The following is an 18,780-nucleotide window of genomic DNA, read 5'->3' on the forward strand; positions in this document are numbered from 1 at the left end:
ACGGCGGGCGGGATTCACGCATCTCCCATAATGAACCTTTTTCATTATCCATTGAAAGGTGAGAACCATGACTGAACAGCGCACCGTAGGGTCCGTCGACGCCATCGAGCGCGACGTCGTCGTCGTCGGCGCAGGACCGGCCGGACTCATGGCCGCACGTCGGCTGTCCGAGGCCGGGAGGTCCGTGGCGGTCCTGGAGGCCCGCGACCGCGTGGGCGGCCGCACCTGGTCCAACGTGATCGACGGGGCGTTCCTGGAGATCGGCGGTCAGTGGATCTCCCCGGACCAGACCGAGCTGCTGGGACTCGTGGAGGAGCTGGGGCTCACCACGTTCGAGCGCTACCGCGAGGGGCAGTCCGTGTACATCGCCCCGGACGGCTCCCGGCACCTGTACGACGGCCACATGTTCCCCACCTCCGAGGGCACGGAGAAGGAGATGGACCGGCTGATCCACCTCATGGACGAGCTCGCCGCGGAGATCGGGCCCACCGAGCCGTGGGCGCACCCCAAGGCCCGCGAGCTGGACACCGTGTCCTTCCGGGACTGGCTGCGGCAGAACTCGGACGACGAGGAGGCGTGCAATAACATCGGCATCTTCATCGCCGGTGGCATGCTGACCAAGCCGTCCCACGCGTTCTCGGCGCTGCAGGCCGTGCTCATGGCCGCCTCCGCAGGCTCCTTCTCCAACCTGGTGGACGAGGACTTCATCCTGGACCGCCGCGTGGTGGGCGGGATGCAGTCGGTCTCCACCACCATGGCGGAGCAGCTCGGCGTGGATGCCGGGACCGACGTGGTCACCCGGGATCCAGGTTCCGTGGTGTTCCTCAACTCCCCGGTGCGCACCATCCAGTGGGCGGGCGAGGACCAGACGTACGAGGAGCACGACCCGGACTTCACCGTCCGCGTGCTCTCGGACCGGGTCACGGTCAAGGCCAAGGACGTGGTGGTGGCCGTGCCGCCCAACCTGTACTCGCGCATCTCCTTCGAGCCGCCCCTGCCGCGGGCCCAGCACCAGATGCACCAGCACCAGTCCCTGGGCATCGTGATCAAGATCCACGCCGTGTACGAGACCCCGTTCTGGCGGGAGAAGGGCCTGTCCGGCACGGGCTTCTGCGCCCACGAGCTCTCCCAGGAGGTCTACGACAACACCAACCACGAGGACGAGCGCGGCACCCTGGTGGGCTTCGTCTCGGACGAGAAGGCCGACGAGGTCTTCCGGCTCCCGGCCGAGGAGCGCAAGCGGCAGGTCCTCGAGTCCCTCTCCCACTACCTGGGCGAGGAGGCCAAGAACCCGGTGGTCTACTACGAGTCCGACTTTGGCTCCGAGGAGTGGACCCGCGGTGCCTACGCGGCGTCCTACGACCTCGGTGGCCTGCACCGCTACGGCGCCATCCAGTCCGAGCCCGTGGGCCCCATCCGCTGGGCCTGCTCGGACCTCGCCGCTGAGGGCTACCAGCACGTGGACGGGGCCCTGCGCCAGGGTGCACTGGCCGCGGCGCAGATCAACCAGAAGCGGGGCGCGTGATGGCGCGCACGACTGCGGAACGGGACACGGCGTCGTCGTCCGGCGCGGCCGGAACATCCCCCATGCGCTACGTGGTGGGGTACGGGGCGGACAAGCGCAGCAAGGAGGCCGTGCGGCTCGCGGTGGCCCTGGCCCAGGCGTTCCACGCGGAGCTCGAGATCGTGTACGTGGTCCGGTCGGGCGATCCCTTCAGTACCGCCTATCCGCCCGTGGGTGACATCTCCCCCGTGGTGCGGCGGGAGGCGGTCTCGTGGCTCAAGGACGCTGAGGCGCTCGTCCCGGACAGTGTGGTGGCCCGCAGCCACGTGCGCACCGCCCAGTCCATCGCCGAGGGTCTGGTCTCCGCGGTCCAGGAGTTCGACGCCGGTCTGCTGGTCGTCGGCGCGGCCGCCGGGAAGTACGCGGTGAAGTTCTCCGTGGGGCCCGTGGTGGACGCGCTGCTGCACCGCGCCCCGGTGCCCGTGGCCATGGCGCCGCGCGGCTATCGGGCAACGGAGCCCATCACCCGGCTCTACGCGGGGGTGGGCGCCCGCCGGGGAGCCCAGCAGATCCTGCGGGAGTCCCAGCAGGCGGTGGAACGGGGCGGCCAGGAGCTCGTGCTGCTGAACTTCCTGCCCCTGGACCAGGTGGCGGACGAGCCCGAAGCGGCGGTGGCCGCCACCGACGCCATGCTGCGCGAGGCGGCCCGGGAGCTGCCCGCCGAGCACCGTGTGAGCGTTCACGTGGCCACCGGCAAGAACATCCGGCGCACGGTGGCGGACATGGACTGGGCCCCCGGCTCGGTGCTGTTCGTCGGATCCTCCCGGCTCGCCCAGCACCGGCAGATCTTCCTGGGGACCACGGCCGCGCGGGTCCTGCGGCACCTGCCCGTGCCCATGATCATCCTGCCCGCGGCAGCGGACCCCACCGGGGACGTGTCATGAGCGAGGCCGTGGACACCACCGGGGGCAAGGGCCTGAGCTCCGGGTCGGTCGGGCTGCTGGGCGCCGTGGTGATCGGGATGTCCTGCATCGCGCCCGCCTACACGCTCTCCGGGGCCCTCGGTCCCACTGCGGCGGCCGTGGGCACGCACCTGCCCGCGATCTTCCTGGTCGGGTTCCTGCCCATGCTGCTCGTGGCCGTGGGCTACCGGCAGCTCAACCGCGCCATGCCGGACTCCGGCACCACCTTCACCTGGACCTCCAAGGCCTTTGGCCCGTGGCTCGGGTGGATGGGTGGCTGGGGTCTGCTGGCGGCCACCATCCTGGTGCTCTCCAACCTCGCGGGCATCGCGGTGGAGTTCTTCTACCTCCTGCTGGCGCAGGTCACGGGCAGACCCGAACTCGGGGACCTCGCGGACAACGTGGTGGTCAACGTGGCCACGTGCCTGGTGTTCATGGCGCTCGCCTGCTGGATCTCCTACCGGGGGATGGAGACCACCAAAAAGGTGCAGTACGTCCTCGTGGCGTTCCAGCTGGTCGTGCTGGTGTGGTTCTCCGTGGCCGCGCTGGTCCACGTGGCCAACGGGACGGCGGAGAGCGGGATCCACATCGACGCCGAGTGGTTCAACCCCCTGGGCGTGGGCTCCTTCTCGGCGTTCGCCGCCGGGGTGTCCCTCTCGGTGTTCATCTACTGGGGCTGGGACGTGGTGCTCACCATCAACGAGGAGACCGAGGGGTCCTCCACCACCCCCGGCCGCGCGGCACTGGCCACCATCTTCTCCATCGTGGTGCTCTACCTGCTGATCGGCGTCTCCGTGGTGAGCTTCGCCGGGCTCGGGGACACCGGGGTGGGTCTGACCAACCCCGACATCCAGGAGAACGTGTTCGCGGCACTCGCCGGGCCCGTCATGGGCCCCGCCGCGATCCTGCTGTCCCTCGCGGTGCTGTCCTCCTCCGCGGCGTCCCTGCAGTCCACGTTCGTCTCACCCGCGAGGACGCTGCTGGCGATGGGGTACTACGGTGCCCTGCCCCGGCAGTTCGCCAAGGTCACCCCGCGGTTCCAGTCACCCGGTTTCGCCACGGTGGCCGCGGCGGTGGTGTCCTCGGTGTTCTACACGTTCATGCGCATCGTCAGCGAGGACGTCCTGTGGGACACCATCACCGCGCTGGGGATGATGGTCTGCTTCTACTACGGCGTCACCGCCCTCGCGTGCGTCTGGTACTTCCGGCGGTCGTGGTTCCGCTCCGTCAAGAGCTGCCTGGTGAACCTGGTGGCGCCCCTGGTGGGCGGTCTGCTGCTGCTCGTGTTCTTCGTGCAGACCTCCGTGGACTCCATGGACCCCTCCTACGGCTCCGGGTCGCAGATCGGCGGGGTGGGTCTCGTGTTCATCCTGGGGGCGGGCATCCTGGCGCTCGGCCTGGTGGTCATGGTGATCCAGAGGCTCCGGAGCCCCTCCTTCTTCCAGCAGCGGTTCGAGACCACGGAGCTGCCGGTCGTGGACTGAGGTGCTCCCGCACGGTGGGGGGCGGGTCTACGTGTCGCGCCTGCCCTCCACCAGCTTCGTGAAGGCGTCCAGGTCATCGGGGCTGATGAAGCGGTCCCCGTGCTCGTCCGAGATGTCGTTGTGGTAGCTCACGCCGTCACCGGCCAGGATGGCCAGGCGCGCGAGGAGCGGGTGCCCCAGGTGGGCCACCATGACGTCGAACCACCGGTCCCGCGCCCAGCGCAGCACGGCTCCGGCGTCGGTGCTGCCGGAGTGGGCGAGTCTGGTGGCGGCGACCACCATCCGTTCCAGCTCCGACTCGGAGTCGAGGGACGTGGCCAGGTAGTAGTGCACCGCACCCTCCGGGGCATCGCGCATGCTCACGACGTCGCGCTCCACCAGGTCTCGCAGCCGCGCCAGCAGAGCCGCGTCCAGGCCGGCGCGGGAGCCGAAGTGGTGCAGCAGTCCCGCCTTGGAGAGCCCGCACCGGCGGGCCACGGCCTCGATGGTGGCCTGCCGGACCCCCGACTCCACCAGGATCTGCACGTAGGTGTCGAGGATCCGGTCCGGCTGCTCGTGCCGCACGGTCAGCTCACCCCGCCGGGGCGCCGGGTGGGGGTTCCGGGTGCGGAGCGGCGGACGGCGGCCCGGGTAGCTGCCGGACCGGCGCAGCCGGTGGGGACGTGGACGAGCATGGGGTTCTCCTCGGTGGGGGGTGGGGGTTGCAGCGGCGGGGTCTCAGGGGGTCTCCGGCACCAGCACCTCCGTGTCCCGGTTCAGGGTGCGACCCTCGAAGTAGGGGCGGGCCTCGGCGAAGCGCATCCACACGAACATGACCACCAGCCCGAGGGCCAGGGAGCCGACGCCCATCACGAAGGTGCCCGAGGTACCGAGCAGCGTGGTGGTTCCGTAGTCCGGGTCGAACATGTTGATGGCGGAGTACACGAACACCGCGGTCATCATCAACCCTCCCAGAAGCGGCATGACCAGCCGGAAGACGACGTTGCGTGCGGAGTCGAACAGGTGCTTGCGGAAGTAGAGGATGCAGGCCAGCGAGGTCAGCGCGTAGTACATGGCCACCGCGAGGGACGTGGACTCGATCGTGTCGGCCAGGATGTCCCCGCTGAGGATGGTCATCCCCACGTAGAAGGCCGCGGAGACCACGCCCATGAAGATCGTGGAGAAGCCGGGCGTCTGGTACTTGGGATTGATGTGGGCGAACCGCCGGGGGAGGGCCTTGTAGATGCCCATGGCGAAGGTGGCGCGGGCCTGGGGGAGGATGGTGGTCTGGCACGTGGAGAGTGCGGATACGAAGATCGCGAAGACCAGCACCCACCCGTAGGACCCCAGGGTGTCCTCGCGGAGGGAGAAGAAGACGTCCTCCGCGCCGTCCGGGTTGGCCAGTCCCTTGCCCTCGGTGCCCACCCCGGCGTACATCATGGCCAGCGCGGTCATCCCCACGTAGGTGACCAGCAGGCACACCGTGGACAGCAGGGCGGCGAGTCCCGGCGTGGTGCGGGGATTCTTGGTCTCCTCCGCGAGCGAGAGGCACGTGTCCCAGCCCCAGTACATGAAGATGGCCAGCAGGACCGCCTGCATGAAGCCCACGGGGTTGTCCGCGGCGAACGGGTTGAACCACTCCCACGAGAAGTCGAGGGCGTGGCGGTCGTCGCTGATCGCGAGCCACAGCCCGATGCAGAACGCGATGATCGCCATGTACTGCAGCGCCATCAGGGCGTACTGGGCCTTGGCGCCCGCCTCCACCGCGCGGAACGAGACCCAGGTCATCACCGCGATGATCACGGCCCCCAGGGAGGTCACGATCACGGGTGAGTCCGCGAGGGTCTCCCCTCCCACGAGCAGCAGCAGGTAGCGGGAGGCCACCTGCGTCTGGCTGGACATGACGATGACCCCGGAGACGAACGCACCCCATCCGGCGAACCAGCCCGTGCGGGGGCCCAGCGCCTTGGCCGCCCAGGTGAAGGCCGTGCCGGCGTCGGGCACCGCGGTGTTGAGCTCCCGGTACGCGAACGCGGTGAGGCACATGGGCACGAACGCCACAATCAGGGCGATGGGGGCCTGGGCGCCCACGGCCATCACGACGAAGCCGAGGGTGGCCGCGAGCGAGTACAGCGGTGCCGTGGAGCCGAGTCCGATCACCGTGGACGGCAGGAGTCCGAGCTTTCCGGCCGCCAGGCCCTTGCCGGTCACACCGTGATCCGGGGCGGAAGGTGTCATGGAACCCACGTCCTCTCCGGGGAGGTGCGGGTCACCTCCCAACCAGTTGGTAGGCTCACGGTATGAGGTGGATCACATGCGGTCAAGGGGCTCGCGCTGACGTCTCGCGCACCGAGAACGAGGCCGGACCGGGGCGTTGTCCCCCCGCGGAGTACCGTGGGATCCATGCCCACCAGTGATCCCGCGAGCGTGCGGCTGGACGTGTGGCTGTGGTCCGTCCGGCTGTTCAAGACCCGTTCCTCCGCCACCCAGGGCTGCCGTGCCGGGCACGTGCGGCTCAACGGCGCCCCCGTGAAGGCCGCCCAGCCGGTGCGCGTGGGGGACCGGGTGAGCGTGAAGCGCCCGGGGTGGCAGCAGGAGTTCGAGGTCACCCGGCTGATCGTCAAGCGTGTGGGCGCTCCGGTGGCCGTGAAGTGCTACGTGGACCACTCCCCGCCGCGCCCCGCGGAACTCAGTGTGCCGGTGGCTCGCCGGGACCGGGGTGCGGGCCGGCCCACCAAGAAGGACCGCCGGGATCTGGAGCGGCTCCAAGGGAAACGCTGACTCGGACTGGGTATCGAGTGATGCGTGCTCACGGCATGAACCCTCGAAGAAGGGAGGCCGTCCCTTCAAGGTGGTCCGCCATTAGGGTGCGAGCCCGACGCGAGTCTCCTTGGAGGATGGACTCGGTAAGTGCCACGTGCTGCTGATTCGAGTGGGTCAGGTTGGTCCCCAGAAGGGGGATCTGGTCCAGTAGAGCGCTGACCCGTGCCCGTGCATCGGTTACGGCCGCGACGAGAGACGGGCAATCGCTGAGTTCCGCCACAGCAATGTGGAACCGGGCGTCCCGGGTTCGATACGTGGTCTCGTCTGCTTCAAGTACGTCGGCAAGACACGCTTGCAGATGCTGTCGGGCCGGGGCTGACAAGCTGGACTTCGCTGCCAGCTCTGCGGCGCCTGGCTCGACGACCGACCGGAAGATCAAAGCGTCTTGACACAATTCTGGGTTCAGGGGCTCGCCCGACTCAGCCGGTGCCGCAGGGCTGCCCAAGATGTATGTGCCGCCATAGCGGCCGCGTCGCACATCGATGAATCCAGCCCGCTGAAGCTCAGCCAGGGCATCCCGCAGGGTGGCACGGGAAACTCCGAGATGAGCCGCGAGTTCCCGCTCGGGGGGCAACTTCTCTCCCCTGGGGAAGAGGCCAACCTTGATGGCCTGAAGTAGATGCTCAATGGTCTCTTCGAACGCGTTCCCCGAGCGCACAGGTCGCAGGACTGCGTATGGATGCCCGAATTCCACCACGGTTCTCCTCTCCGGGGGCTGAGGTGGGATCCACCCTACGAGAGAGCCCGGTGCAGGGGGTGGTGCAGGAGTCGCGTCGCCCGGAGCATCCTCATCTCTTGACGCCCCTGGTGTGAGCTGAAACACTTCTCGAGAACGCTATGGACTGAAAACAGTCCTTTGCACCCTTGATCTGCGGGGTTCTAGTCCTGAAGGCGGGATTTTATGCAGGAATACCAGACCACAAGGCACGTTGCTGGATCCGAGTACATGGAGCACCGTCGGCTGAAGGCTGGCGCCGCTGGGTGGGTTCTCCTGGCCGGGCTCGGGGTCTCTTATGTGATCTCTGGGGATTTTGCAGGCTGGAACATCGGTCTTGGCGAGGGTGGGTGGGGTGGGCTTCTCATTGCTTTTGCCCTCATGGGGCTGATGTACACCTGCATGGTCTTTGGTCTTGCCGAGTTGTCATCCACCTTGCCCACGGCAGGCGCGGGGTACGGGTTCGCTCGCCGGGCGCTGGGCCCCCTTGGCGGCTTCGCCACCGGCACTGCAGTTCTGATCGAATACGCAGTCGCTCCCGCAGCGATTGCCACTTTCATTGGCGGGTACATCGAGGCCCTGGGTCTCTTCGGGCTCACCAACTCCTGGCCTGTGTACCTGGTGACCTACTTGGTGTTCATGGGTATTCACATGTACGGAGTGGGTGAAGCGCTGAAACTGATGTTCGGCATCACCGCCATCGCGGTACTGGCCCTTGGCGTGACCGTCGTGGCACTCCTGCCGCACTTTGATGTGTCGAATCTCTTCGACGTAGTGCCCGACGGGTCGGCGGGATCGAGTGCTTTCATGCCCATGGGGTACGCCGGCGTCATGTCAGCTCTGGTGTACGGGATCTGGTTCTTCCTTGCCGTGGAGGGCGTCCCGCTCGCGGCAGAGGAGACCACTGACCCCAAGCGAGACATGCCCCGGGGCATCATCGTGGCGATGCTTTTCCTGCTGGTCAGCGGAGCACTGATGCTGGTTTTGGTGCCCGGAGCCGCTGGCTCCCTGTCGATGAGCACCTCGGACAACCCTCTGCCGGAGGCAATCCGTGCAGTGGACGGCCAGGACAGCATCATGGCAAGCGTGGTTAACTACGCCGGGCTGGCTGGGCTGGTGGCCAGCTTCTTCTCCATCATGTATGCGTACTCCCGTCAGCTGTTCGCACTGTCTCGAGCTGGTTATCTGCCCCGCTTCCTCTCTCTGACCGGCAAGCAGCGGACCCCCTGGGTCGCGCTCTTGGTGCCGGGCACGATCGGGTTCATCCTCGCCGCAGTCACGAAGGACGGAGGACTCCTGATCAATATTGCCGTGTTCGGTGCCACCGTCTCTTACGTCCTGCTGAACCTGTCTCACATCGTTCTGCGATTGCGCGAGCCGGAGCTTCCCAGGGGATACCGCACTCCCGGTGGGGTGGTCACCACGGGTATCGCCATGGTGCTGGCGATCGTGGCGGTGGTGGCGACCTTCCTGGTTGACGTGCTGGCTGCGTCCATCACCGCGGGGGTGTTCCTGGTGTTCCTGGCCTACTTCTGGTTCTACAGCAGGCACCATCTCGTGGCGAATGCCCCTGAGGAGGAGTTTGCCCTGGTGGAGGGCGCCGAAACCGACCTCCAGTGAATTCACATCGACCGCCCAATCATGGACATGGACCTAGGAATGGACGACATGAACGCATCAGCAAAACACCCCCGCAACGACCGCATGCTCACCGTGGACCAGCTGCGGCAGAGGGTCCTGGACCAGGAGATCGACACAGTGGTGCTGGCCTTCACCGACATGCAGGGAAGACTCCAGGGCAAGCTCAACCATGCGCAATTCTTTCTGGATGCGATCTTGGACGAGGGGGCCGAGGGGTGCAACTACCTTCTGGCAGTGGACACCGAGATGAACACCCCGGCGGGTTACGCCATCAGCAGCTGGGAAGCTGGGTACGGGGACATGAGCTTCGACATGGATCTGGACACGATCCGTCTGATGCCCCACAACCCTGGTCAGGTCATGATCCAGTGCGATCTGGTCGGACACGATGGACAGCCCATTCCGATGTCCCCGCGCGCCATGCTGCGCCGCCAACTGGAGCGCGCCAAGGACATGGGGTTCACCATGATGACGGGGACAGAACTCGAGTTCTGCGTCTACAACACCAGCTACGAGGACGCCTGGGACTCCGACTACCGAAATCTTGAACCGGCCAACAAGTACAACGTTGACTACAACCTCCTCGGATCCCAGCGTGTGGAGCCGCTGCTGCGCGAGATCCGCAATGCTATGTACGCGGCCGGGATGACGGTGGAGAACGCAAAGGGTGAATGCAATTTCGGTCAGCACGAGATCGCCTTCCGCTTCGACGACGGAATGGTCACCGCGGACAACCACGTGGTGTACAAGCTTTCCTCCAAGCAGATCGCGCATCAGCAGGGCAAATCGATCACGTTCATGGCCAAGCCCAATGACAGGGAGGGCAGTTCCTGTCACATTCACATGTCATTGCGTGGACTGGACGGTGAAATGGTCTTCTGGGACAGGGAGACGGGCACACGAACTGCCGTGTACGAGCAGTTCATTGCGGGCGTGCTCAAGGGAATGCGAGAGCTTGCTATCTTCTACGCACCGAACATCAACTCCTACAAGAGGTTCGTCAGGGGCAGCTTCGCTCCCACTGCAGTCGCCTGGGGAGTGGACAACCGTTCCTGTGCCGTACGCCTGGTGGGCAGCGGGTCGTCTGCTCGCATGGAGAACCGGCTGCCCGGAGGCGATGTGAACCCGTACCTGGCCCTCTCCGCCATGCTGGCCTCAGGTCTCTACGGGATCGAGAACAAGCTTGAGCTGGAACCCATGATGGAAGGCAATGCCTACGAGTCAGATGCGCCGGTGGTTCCTTCCACCATGCGCGAGGCCCGGAACTTGCTGGAAAGTTCAACACTCGCCCGAGAACTGTTCGGATCGGACGTGGTGGACCACTACGTCCACTACGCCGACGTGGAGCTGGCAGCTTTTGATTCGGCAATCACCGATTGGGAACTGCGCCGTGGTTTCGAGAGGCTCTGATATGACTGAGCCGAATAACGGGGCGCGACCTCGGATCGCCCTCACCACCTATTACCAGGAGGGCTCCTGGGGGGTGTGGCACGCCACAGCGGCCATCGTCCCCGGAGCCTACGTGGAAGGTGTTGCTAGGGCGGGCGGCACCCCAGTGCTGCTCCCGCCCCTGGGCACTGACCCGACCGTACTGGAGATGGTTGACGGTCTGGTTGTTATCGGCGGGGTGGATGTGGACCCGAAGTTCTACGGGGCGGAGCCCCATGAGCGGACCTCGTCCCAGCCGTCCCGAGATGAGCATGACATCGCTCTGACGCGCCGAGCCCTGGAAATGGGGCTGCCCCTGTTTGCCATCTGCCGAGGTGCCCAGATCCTGAATGTAGCTCTCGGCGGGACACTTATTCAGCATCTACCGGACGTCAACCCGGCGGCTGCGCAGTATCAACCCGAGCCTGGCAAGTACGGCCGGGTCCAGTTCTTCACGGAACCAGGCAGCCGCTGCGCGGATTTGCTCGGCGAATCAGCTGAATCCCCCTGCTACCACCATCAAGCTCTGGACAAAATCGCCGACGAGTTGGTGGTCACGGCACGCGCGCAGGACGGCACCGTGGAAGCCGTGGAAACTACAGCGGACGCATGGACCTTGGGCGTGCAGTTCCATCCCGAGGAAAACCGGCAGGACGTTCGTCTGTTCGATGGCTTCGTATCAGCGGCCAGGGAATACGCCCGGCATCGCCACATCGGCCAGTAGCCCCACAGACCCGAAAGGACCGTCCAGAGACATGACCGTTACCCAGATCATCAACCCCGCCACGGAAGAAGTCATTGAATCCGTCAACATGGCCTCCGAGCACGAAGTCGACGCCGCGATCGAAAGAGCGCAGCACGCCTTCGCGACATGGCGCGCCGTAGACCCTGCGGACCGGGCCCGTTTGCTACGGCAGTTCGCGGCCGCTGTGGACGCCGACATCGAGAACCTCGCCGCCTTGGAGGTGCGCAACGCAGGCCACACCATCGGCAATGCCCGCTGGGAGGCAGGCAACGTAAGGGATGTGCTCAACTACTACGCCGGGGCCCCAGAACGCCTGTCAGGGCGACAAATCCCCGCACCCGGTGGTGTCAACATCACCTTTCACGAACCCCTCGGGGTCGTTGGCATCATTGTGCCCTGGAATTTCCCGATGCCCATCGCTGGGTGGGGCTTCGCCCCAGCGCTCGCGGCAGGGAACACGGTGGTGCTGAAACCTGCGGAAATTACGCCCCTCACGGCCATCCGATTGGGTGAGCTCGCCGTGCAGGCGGGGATTCCTGAAGGGGTTTTCACGGTGATCCCCGGCAAAGGATCCGTTGTGGGAGAGCGGTTTGTCACGCACCCGTTGGTCCGCAAGGTGGTGTTCACCGGATCCACGGACGTCGGGAAGCGAATCATGGCAGGGTGTTCCGAGCAGGTGAAGAGGGTGACCCTGGAACTCGGGGGGAAGAACTCGAATGTCGTGTTTGCGGATGCCGACCTTGAGCAGGCGGCCGCGGCAACCCCGGACGGCGCGTTCGACAATGCGGGCCAGGACTGCTGCTCGCGCTCCAGGGTGCTTGTCCAGAGGTCTGTGCTGGACCGGTTCCTCGAGTTGCTGGAACCAGCCGTCAAGAATTTCACATGTGGTGACCCGTGGCAGGAGGGCACCGCCATGGGTCCGCTCGTGTCCCGGCAGCACAGGGACAGCGTGGCGTCCTATCTAGACGCCAGCGCCCCCGTGGCCTTCCAGGGCTCTGCTCCCGAAGGCGCGGGTTTCTGGTTCCCACCCACGGTTCTGCTGCCTGCCCCGGAATCTCGGGTGTTCCGGGAGGAGATTTTCGGGCCGATCATCTCGGTGGTGCCCTTCGAGGACGAGGCAGATGCGGTTCGACTCGCCAATGACACGGAATACGGCCTCTCTGGCTCGATCTGGACCCGCGACGTCGGCCGGGCACTGCGTGTTTCCCGGGGTGTGGAGGCGGGCAATCTCTCCGTCAACACTCACGCGTCGGTGCGCTATTGGACGCCGTTCGGCGGCTTCAAGCAGTCCGGATTCGGGCGAGAGCTCGGCCCAGACGCGCCAGATGCATTCACCGAGACCAAAAACGTTTTTTTGTCCAACAACTGAACTGCGCCACGACCCCTTGCGCTGCACCAGCGCAGAAGCACTAAGAATGGAGATCTCATGGATGTGAACGCTCGTCGACTGGTTGATCGAAGCGCTGTTATCACCGGGGGCGCCAGCGGCATCGGCCTCGCGACCGCGCGTCGACTGTCAGCTGAAGGAGCCCGCGTCGTGATCGCGGACATCGATCCCGTCACAGGTGAGAAAGCTGCCGCAGAGGTGGATGGCATGTTCGTCCGCGTGGACGTGACGGATCGCGAGGAGGTGGAGAATCTCTATGCGCGAACCTACGAGAAGTACGGTTCCGTGGACATCGCTTTCAACAACGCAGGGATCTCCCCTGCGGATGATGCTTCGATTCTCGACACCGACATCGATGCATGGCGAAAGGTTCAGGAGGTGAACTTGACCTCTGTGTACTACTGCTGCAAGTACGCAATCCCCTACATGAAAGAGCAGGGCAAGGGGTCCATCATTAACACGGCGTCCTTCGTGGCGGTGATGGGGGCAGCCACATCGCAGATCTCGTACAGCGCCTCCAAGGGAGGAGTGCTCTCGATGAGCCGCGAGCTGGGTGTGGAGTTCGCCCGTGAAGGAATCCGCGTCAACGCTCTGTGCCCGGGGCCGGTCAATACCCCGCTCCTCAAAGAGCTGTTTGCCAAGGACCCCGAGAAGGCTGCACGCCGACTCGTCCACGTGCCACTGGGGCGGTTCGCTGAGCCCGAAGAACTTGCAGCCGCAGTGGCCTTCTTGGCCAGCGACGACTCGTCATTCATGACCGCTTCCACGTTCCTGGTCGATGGAGGAATCTCGGGCGCATACGTCACCCCGCTCTGATCTCCCGTTTGGAATGGTGGATGCGCGCCCGTCGGTTGACTCCGGCGGGCGCGCATTTTGTTGCAGGAGCCGGGTCCTGGGCTGCGGCTCTCACCGGCCATGCAGAGCCCTCGAGTCCGATCGGACGGGGACGCATTAGCCCGGGCGATTTCAGGGAACTGTACGGCTTCGTCCGTAACGCGGCCGTCAGAAGCCCGGCCGTGCGGCGTCGTCGTCCCCCAGTCTCAGGGAGCCCAGCGCAGGTCCGTGGACCCGTGGGCGGGGGTGGGCCCGAACCAGCCCTTCCAGCCGCCGTGCGTGAGGAGGGTGCGGGTGCGGCGGTCGAGCAGCGCGAGGTAGAGCGTGAAGGCCACCGCGATCACGAACGCCACCTGGGACACGCTGACGCTGAGGTCGATGAACGGCCACACCGAGAGCTGGTCCTGGGCGCCGAAGACCACGAAGAACGTGATCACCACGTAGATGATGCGGATCTGCCAGTTGTCCTTGATGCCGGTGGCGGCGAGCAGGGGCAGCAGCCACAGGATGTACCAGGGCTGGATGATGGGGGACAGCAGCACCACGGCGGCGAAGGCCACGGCCATGCGGCGCACGATCTTGCGGTCTCCGCCCACGAACATGAGCACGAGCACCAGCAGGATCGCGCTGCCCTGGAGCAGCCGGCGGAACCCTCCGGCGAGCCCGCCACCGTCGAGGCCGAGGGCGTCACCCACGCGCTCCACCTGCTGGCCGAGGAACCCGGAGGGGGAGTATCCCGTGTAGCCGGGGGTGGGGTCCAGCAGGGCCCACGCCCAGCCGAGGCCGAGCCCGTCCACCGCCCCGCTGAGCGCGAGCAGCCCGAAGCTGATGAGGGCGGTGGCCGCCCAGATCACGAAGCGCCGCAGCCAGGAGGCACCCTTGCCGGCCCACAGCAGACCGATGAACGGCAGCAGCAGGATGGTGATGGGTTTGATGCCGATGGACCCCGTGACCAGGAGTATTCCCAGCAGGGGATGCTTTCTCGCGGCGGCGTACACACCGGCCACGGCGAGGCCCACCATGAGGGCGTCGTTGTGCGCGCTGGCCACGAAGCTGATGAGGAACAGCGGGTTAGCCACCGCGATCCACAGCGCCCGGGCGCCGTTGACCCCGTGCAGCCGCGCCAGTTTGGGCACGTACACCATGCACAGCACCACGCCCACGTACGCGGCGAGGCGGAACAGCATCACGGAGAGGTCCGGCTGCGCGTTGGTCAGGCGCACCACCCCCGCGGCGATCCACAGGAAGTACGGCCCGTACGGGGTGCGGGCCTCCGCCCACTCGGGGTCCGCGCCCAGCATGAACCAGTTGTCCAGGGAGGAGATGCCCTCCACGTAGGGGTCCTTGCCCGCGAGCATCAGCCGCCCCTGGCCGATGTAGGCGTAGACGTCCCGCGAGTAGATGGGCACCGCGAACAGCAGGGGCAGGGACCATGCGATCACCGCGGTGACCACGGTGCGCTGGGAGCCCGGCGGCCAGCCGCGCAGCCGCTGCCCGAGCCGCAGCCACGAGCGGATCAGGAGCATGGCCCCGAGGGTCAGCAGCACGGTGCACGTGTACACGCCCCACACGTTGACCCGCAGCTCGATCACCAGCGGGTGGCGGACCATGGGAGAGCCGTTGGCGATCCACCCGGTCCCCAGGGACCCCAGGAACATCATCAGGGAGCCCACCAAACCCTGGATCACGGCCACGTGGGCCCGCAGCTCGACGGTGGCGGTGGAGCCGGTGTGGGGGTCGGCGGGCGGGGCCACAGGACTTGACGCGCTCATGGACTCCAGCCCCCTCGACCAACCAGTGGTGGGCGAGCCGAGGTGATCAGCGGCTCCGCCCCCCGACTTTACAGGACGCCCCCTGCCCATCCCGGGACGCTCACGCGGGTCCCACCGCCCGGAACCCCATAGAATCGGGGCGGTGTGGAACGGCGCCCGGAGCCACCGGGGTGCGCGTCCCGCCCACGCCGCCCGACCGACCCGCGGTCACCCCCGGCCACCGCACCCCGGACCGGCCCCGCCGAGCCAGAACAGAATCCCGCGCGCATTCGGACAAGGACCTTTCGTGCCCACTGAGAGATACTTCGCGGCCCTCACCCGGCTGCGCGACGCCGCGATCCCCCGCAGCTGGCAGCAGCGGCTGCTGACGCCCCGCGGTCTGCTCGCCGGGTTCGTGGTGGTGCACCTGGGCTTCCTGATCTTCGCGCTGATCGTGTCCCTGCAGGGCAACGCGTTCAGCGACACCAACATCTACCGTGCGTGGGCCGCGGCCGGTTTCGACGAGGCCAATCTCCCCTCCGGCCCCAGCCCGTGGGTGTACCCCGTGCTTGCGCAGATCCCCATGGCGCTCGCGGGCATGTTCGGCCCCGGCCCGTTCTTCTTCCTGTGGGTTCTCATCATCAGCGTGCTCAACGCACTGGCCATGGGCACGCTCACCGGCTGGGGCCGCAACCGCGCCGCCCTGCCCGCCGCGTGGTGGTGGCTCGTGTTCATCCTGCTCATGGGCTGGCTGGGCTTCGCGCGCGTGGACGGCCTGACCGCCCCGATCGTGCTGATCGGCCTGGTCTACGGCGTCTCCCACCCGTTCGTGGCCTCCGCGATCCTCAGTGCCGCCACGTGGGTCAAGGTGTGGCCCGCCGCGGTGGTGCTCGCGCTGCTCGCGGCCGCACGACGCCGCGGCGCGGTGCTGCTCGCCGGTGTCCTGGTGACGCTGGGCGCGGTGGCGGTGGCAGCGGCGTCGGGCTCGGTGCACAAGATCGCGGACTTCCTGACCCAGCAGGGTGACCGCGGCATGCAGCTCGAGGCCACCTTCACCACGCCGTGGCTGTGGCTGTCCGTGCTGCACATCGGCGACTCGCACATGTACATGAACACGGACATCAACTCTATGCAGGTGGACGGCCCCGGCTCGGACGTGATGTCCAAGCTCATGCAGCCGCTGTTCGTGGTGGCCGCGCTCGTGGTGGTCTGGCTGATCGTGCGCGGCCTGCGCCGCGGTGTGGCCGCCGGGCACCTGGACCGCACCGCCCTGTTCCTGGCCGGCTCGCTGACCATGGTCACCGCATTCATCGTGTTCAACAAGGTGGGTTCGCCGCAGTTCATGGTGTGGCTCGGCCCCGTGATCGCGGTGGGTCTGGTCCACGACCGGCACGCCTGGCGCACCCCCGCCGCGCTCGCGGTGCTGATCGGGATCGCCACCTTCCTGATCTACCCGCTCTTCTACACCGCCCTGAGCCACAACAACCCGGTCATGGCCCTGGTGCTCACCGCGCGCAACGCGCTGCTCGTGGTGCTCATGTGGTGGTCCGCCCGCAGGCTGCACCGCCTGGGTTCCGCCCCGGAGGAGGCTCCCCGTGCGGCGCCCCACGCCTGACGACGACGCCGCTGCCGCCAGGCCGCGCGCGCCCGAGCGTCTCATGCGCCCCGCCGCCGTGTGGTGCGGCTTCGCCGTGGTGCACCTCTACTTCCTGGGGTGGATGGCGTCCTTCTTCCTGCACGGTTGGGCGTTCAGCGACACCGAGCAGTACCGCGAGTGGGCCATGGCCGGTTACAACGCCCCGGTGGAGGGCTCGGTGAGCCCGTGGGTGTACCCCGTGCTCGCGCAGCCGTTCATCCTGCTGCCCAGGGTCATGGGCCACGGCCTCTACCTGCTGGGCTGGACGCTGATGATCACCGTGCTCGACGCGGTGGCCCTGTGGTTCCTGCTGCACCGCGCCCACCGCCCCGCCGCGTGGGAGCTGCCCGGACCGCGCGGCGGCACCCCGGACCCCGGAACCGTGGCGCACGGCAGCTCCGCGGTGCTCAGCCGACGCCGCGCGGCCGTGGTGGCCGGCTGGTGGTGGGTGGTGTTCACCGTCTTCATGGGCTACCTGAGCTTCGCCCGGGTGGAGGGCGTGGCGGCGCCCATCGTGTTCATCGGGCTGCTGCACGCGGTACGTCACCCCGTGGTGGGCTCCGCCCTGCTGAGCGTGGCCACGTGGATCAAGGTGTGGCCCGCCGCCACCGTCCTGGCCATGGTGATCGCGCTGCGCCAGCGCGTGCGCATCGTGGTCACCGGGGTGGTGGTGAGCGCCGCCGTGGTCGCCGGGGTGCTCGTGCTCGGCGGGATCGACAAGATCGCGGACTTCGCCCTGAACCAGGGCTCCCGCGGGATGCAGCTCGAGGCCACGCTCTCCACCCCGTGGGTGTGGGCTGCCGTGCTCGGCATCGGGGGCTCGCGGATCGCGGACAACACCGCCATCAACTCCACCGAGGTGTACGGCCCCGGTGTGGAGACCATGGCCTCCCTCATGCAGCCCCTGCTGCTCGTGGCGGTGCTCGCGTCCGCGCTGCTGCTGGTGCGCGCGCTGCGCCGCGGCGCGGACCGCGGACGGCTCGTGTACGCGGGATCCCTGCTGCTGACCCTGGTGCTGATCGTGTTCAACAAGGTGGGTTCCCCGCAGTTCATGATCTGGCTGGCCCCCGTGATCATGGTGGGTCTGCTCCACGACCGCGTGCGGTGGCGCACCCCGGCCCTGCTCACCCTGGGGATCGCGGCCACCACGTTCGTGATCTACCCGCTGTTCTACACGCCCCTGATCCACGCCAACCCGGTGATGGCCGCGGTGCTGACCACCCGCAACGCCCTGCTCGTGGCGCTGCTGGTGTGGACCGTGCGGCGGATCTGGCGCCTGGGAAGCCGTGCCGCGGTGGACGCCGCGGACCTGGGGTGGAGCGCCATCTCCTGACCCGGTGGGGTGCCCCCCCGCTCATGCCCCGCTGCCCGGCCGCGCCACACCGGCGCGGCCGGGCAGCGGCACGGTGTCACCGGGGGTGGCGCCCTCCGGCACCGGTCCCCGCACGAAACCGGGCTGGGTGTCGTGGCCGGGATCATCGGCGTGGTCGTGGGCACCGCGGCGCTGATCCACCCCTTCGCCGGGGTGGCCGCGCGCACGTTCCTCATCGGCATCTGGCTGGTGCTGCGCGGCACCATCGAATTCGTGGCCGGCATCAGGAGGCCCGCGGGCGGCAGGTCCCGGGTCTGGCTCGTGGTCGGCGCCGTCCTGTGGATCCTGGGCGGTGTGCTGTTCATGGTCAACCCGGGCATCGGTGCGCTGACCATCACCCTGTGGCTGGGCGTCCTCGCGATTGCCTGGGGCGGCGCCCTGATCGGAGCGGACTTCGTCCTGCGCTCGCAGTGCCGGGACGTGGAACGGGCAGACGCCTCCGCGTCCGGCTCCGGCAAGTGACGCGTCTTCGCCACCCGGCCGCCGCGATGCTGGCCCCGGCTCTCGTAGCCAGGGTCA

At 67.3% G+C, this 18,780-nt stretch carries 16 protein-coding genes; 12 read left to right on the forward strand and 4 right to left on the reverse strand.

Going from position 1 to position 18,780, the window contains the following annotated elements; genetic code table 11:
• Positions 1-67 precede the first annotated feature (67 nt).
• The 3 genes from KRH_RS00400 to KRH_RS00410 are packed head-to-tail and all read left to right on the forward strand — an operon-like array spanning position 68 to position 3,950.
• Positions 68-1,525 (forward strand): flavin monoamine oxidase family protein, encoded by a 1,458-nt coding sequence (locus tag KRH_RS00400; RefSeq protein WP_012397160.1) that lies wholly within the window; start codon positions 68-70, stop codon positions 1,523-1,525.
• Positions 1,525-2,448 (forward strand): universal stress protein, encoded by a 924-nt coding sequence (locus KRH_RS00405; RefSeq protein ID WP_226905792.1) that lies wholly within the window; start codon positions 1,525-1,527, stop codon positions 2,446-2,448. The genes KRH_RS00400 and KRH_RS00405 overlap by 1 nt, the downstream gene beginning before the upstream one ends.
• Entirely contained in the window at positions 2,445-3,950 is a 1,506-nt protein-coding gene (locus KRH_RS00410; RefSeq protein WP_012397162.1) for an APC family permease, read from the forward strand. The genes KRH_RS00405 and KRH_RS00410 overlap by 4 nt, the downstream gene beginning before the upstream one ends.
• Before the next feature lie 27 nt (positions 3,951-3,977).
• Here the strand turns inward: KRH_RS00410 and KRH_RS00415 are convergent, their stop codons facing one another.
• Both KRH_RS00415 and KRH_RS00420 read right to left on the reverse strand, forming a co-directional pair.
• Positions 3,978-4,514, reverse strand: coding sequence for a TetR/AcrR family transcriptional regulator (locus tag KRH_RS00415; protein ID WP_012397163.1), 537 nt, complete (start codon positions 4,512-4,514; stop codon positions 3,978-3,980).
• Between the two features lie 153 nt (positions 4,515-4,667).
• Positions 4,668-6,167 carry an APC family permease gene (locus tag KRH_RS00420; protein WP_041297245.1) on the reverse strand — a complete coding sequence of 500 codons (1,500 nt, stop codon included), beginning with the start codon at positions 6,165-6,167 and terminating at the stop codon, positions 4,668-4,670.
• A gap of 165 nt (positions 6,168-6,332) precedes the next feature.
• Between KRH_RS00420 and KRH_RS00425 the strand changes: the two genes are divergently transcribed.
• Positions 6,333-6,710, forward strand: a complete 378-nt coding sequence (locus KRH_RS00425) for an RNA-binding S4 domain-containing protein (RefSeq protein WP_081431566.1) — start codon at positions 6,333-6,335, stop codon at positions 6,708-6,710.
• Between the two features lie 28 nt (positions 6,711-6,738).
• Here KRH_RS00425 and KRH_RS11940 read toward each other — a convergent pair whose 3' ends face one another.
• Positions 6,739-7,575 (reverse strand): FadR/GntR family transcriptional regulator, encoded by an 837-nt coding sequence (locus tag KRH_RS11940; RefSeq protein WP_331386729.1) that lies wholly within the window; start codon positions 7,573-7,575, stop codon positions 6,739-6,741.
• Positions 7,576-7,653: 78 nt separating this feature from the next.
• Here KRH_RS11940 and eat point away from each other — a divergent pair, with 78 nt between their 5' ends.
• The 5 genes from eat to KRH_RS00450 are packed head-to-tail and all read left to right on the forward strand — an operon-like array spanning position 7,654 to position 13,484.
• The gene (gene eat / locus KRH_RS00430) at positions 7,654-9,087 is read left to right on the forward strand and encodes an ethanolamine permease (protein ID WP_012397167.1); all 1,434 of its coding nucleotides are present in this window, start codon (positions 7,654-7,656) and stop codon (positions 9,085-9,087) included.
• Positions 9,088-9,126: 39 nt separating this feature from the next.
• Positions 9,127-10,518, forward strand: coding sequence for a glutamine synthetase family protein (locus KRH_RS00435; protein ID WP_387696414.1), 1,392 nt, complete (start codon positions 9,127-9,129; stop codon positions 10,516-10,518).
• A gap of 1 nt (position 10,519) precedes the next feature.
• On the forward strand, positions 10,520-11,260 hold the full coding sequence (locus KRH_RS00440) for a gamma-glutamyl-gamma-aminobutyrate hydrolase family protein (protein WP_012397169.1): 741 nt from the start codon (positions 10,520-10,522) through the stop codon (positions 11,258-11,260).
• Positions 11,261-11,291: 31 nt separating this feature from the next.
• Positions 11,292-12,650 carry an aldehyde dehydrogenase family protein gene (locus KRH_RS00445; protein ID WP_012397170.1) on the forward strand — a complete coding sequence of 453 codons (1,359 nt, stop codon included), beginning with the start codon at positions 11,292-11,294 and terminating at the stop codon, positions 12,648-12,650.
• Positions 12,651-12,707: 57 nt separating this feature from the next.
• Positions 12,708-13,484, forward strand: coding sequence for a 3-oxoacyl-ACP reductase (locus KRH_RS00450; RefSeq protein WP_012397171.1), 777 nt, complete (start codon positions 12,708-12,710; stop codon positions 13,482-13,484).
• A gap of 224 nt (positions 13,485-13,708) precedes the next feature.
• On the opposite strand, the gene mptB is transcribed toward KRH_RS00450, so the two are convergent.
• On the reverse strand, positions 13,709-15,274 hold the full coding sequence (gene mptB / locus KRH_RS00455; RefSeq protein WP_012397172.1) for a polyprenol phosphomannose-dependent alpha 1,6 mannosyltransferase MptB: 1,566 nt from the start codon (positions 15,272-15,274) through the stop codon (positions 13,709-13,711).
• Positions 15,275-15,560: 286 nt separating this feature from the next.
• Between mptB and KRH_RS00460 the strand changes: the two genes are divergently transcribed.
• The 3 genes from KRH_RS00460 to KRH_RS00470 all read left to right on the forward strand — a co-directional run bounded on the left by KRH_RS00460 (position 15,561) and on the right by KRH_RS00470 (position 18,723).
• Positions 15,561-16,868, forward strand: coding sequence for a glycosyltransferase 87 family protein (locus tag KRH_RS00460; RefSeq protein WP_012397173.1), 1,308 nt, complete (start codon positions 15,561-15,563; stop codon positions 16,866-16,868).
• Positions 16,849-18,222: a glycosyltransferase 87 family protein gene (locus tag KRH_RS00465; protein ID WP_012397174.1), complete on the forward strand. Its 1,374-nt coding sequence runs from the start codon at positions 16,849-16,851 to the stop codon at positions 18,220-18,222. The genes KRH_RS00460 and KRH_RS00465 overlap by 20 nt, the downstream gene beginning before the upstream one ends.
• 132 nt (positions 18,223-18,354) lie before the next feature.
• Positions 18,355-18,723 (forward strand): HdeD family acid-resistance protein, encoded by a 369-nt coding sequence (locus tag KRH_RS00470; protein ID WP_041297246.1) that lies wholly within the window; start codon positions 18,355-18,357, stop codon positions 18,721-18,723.
• Positions 18,724-18,780: the final 57 nt, after the last annotated feature.

The organism is Kocuria rhizophila DC2201 (assembly GCF_000010285.1).
Taxonomy (GTDB): domain Bacteria; phylum Actinomycetota; class Actinomycetes; order Actinomycetales; family Micrococcaceae; genus Kocuria; species Kocuria rhizophila_A.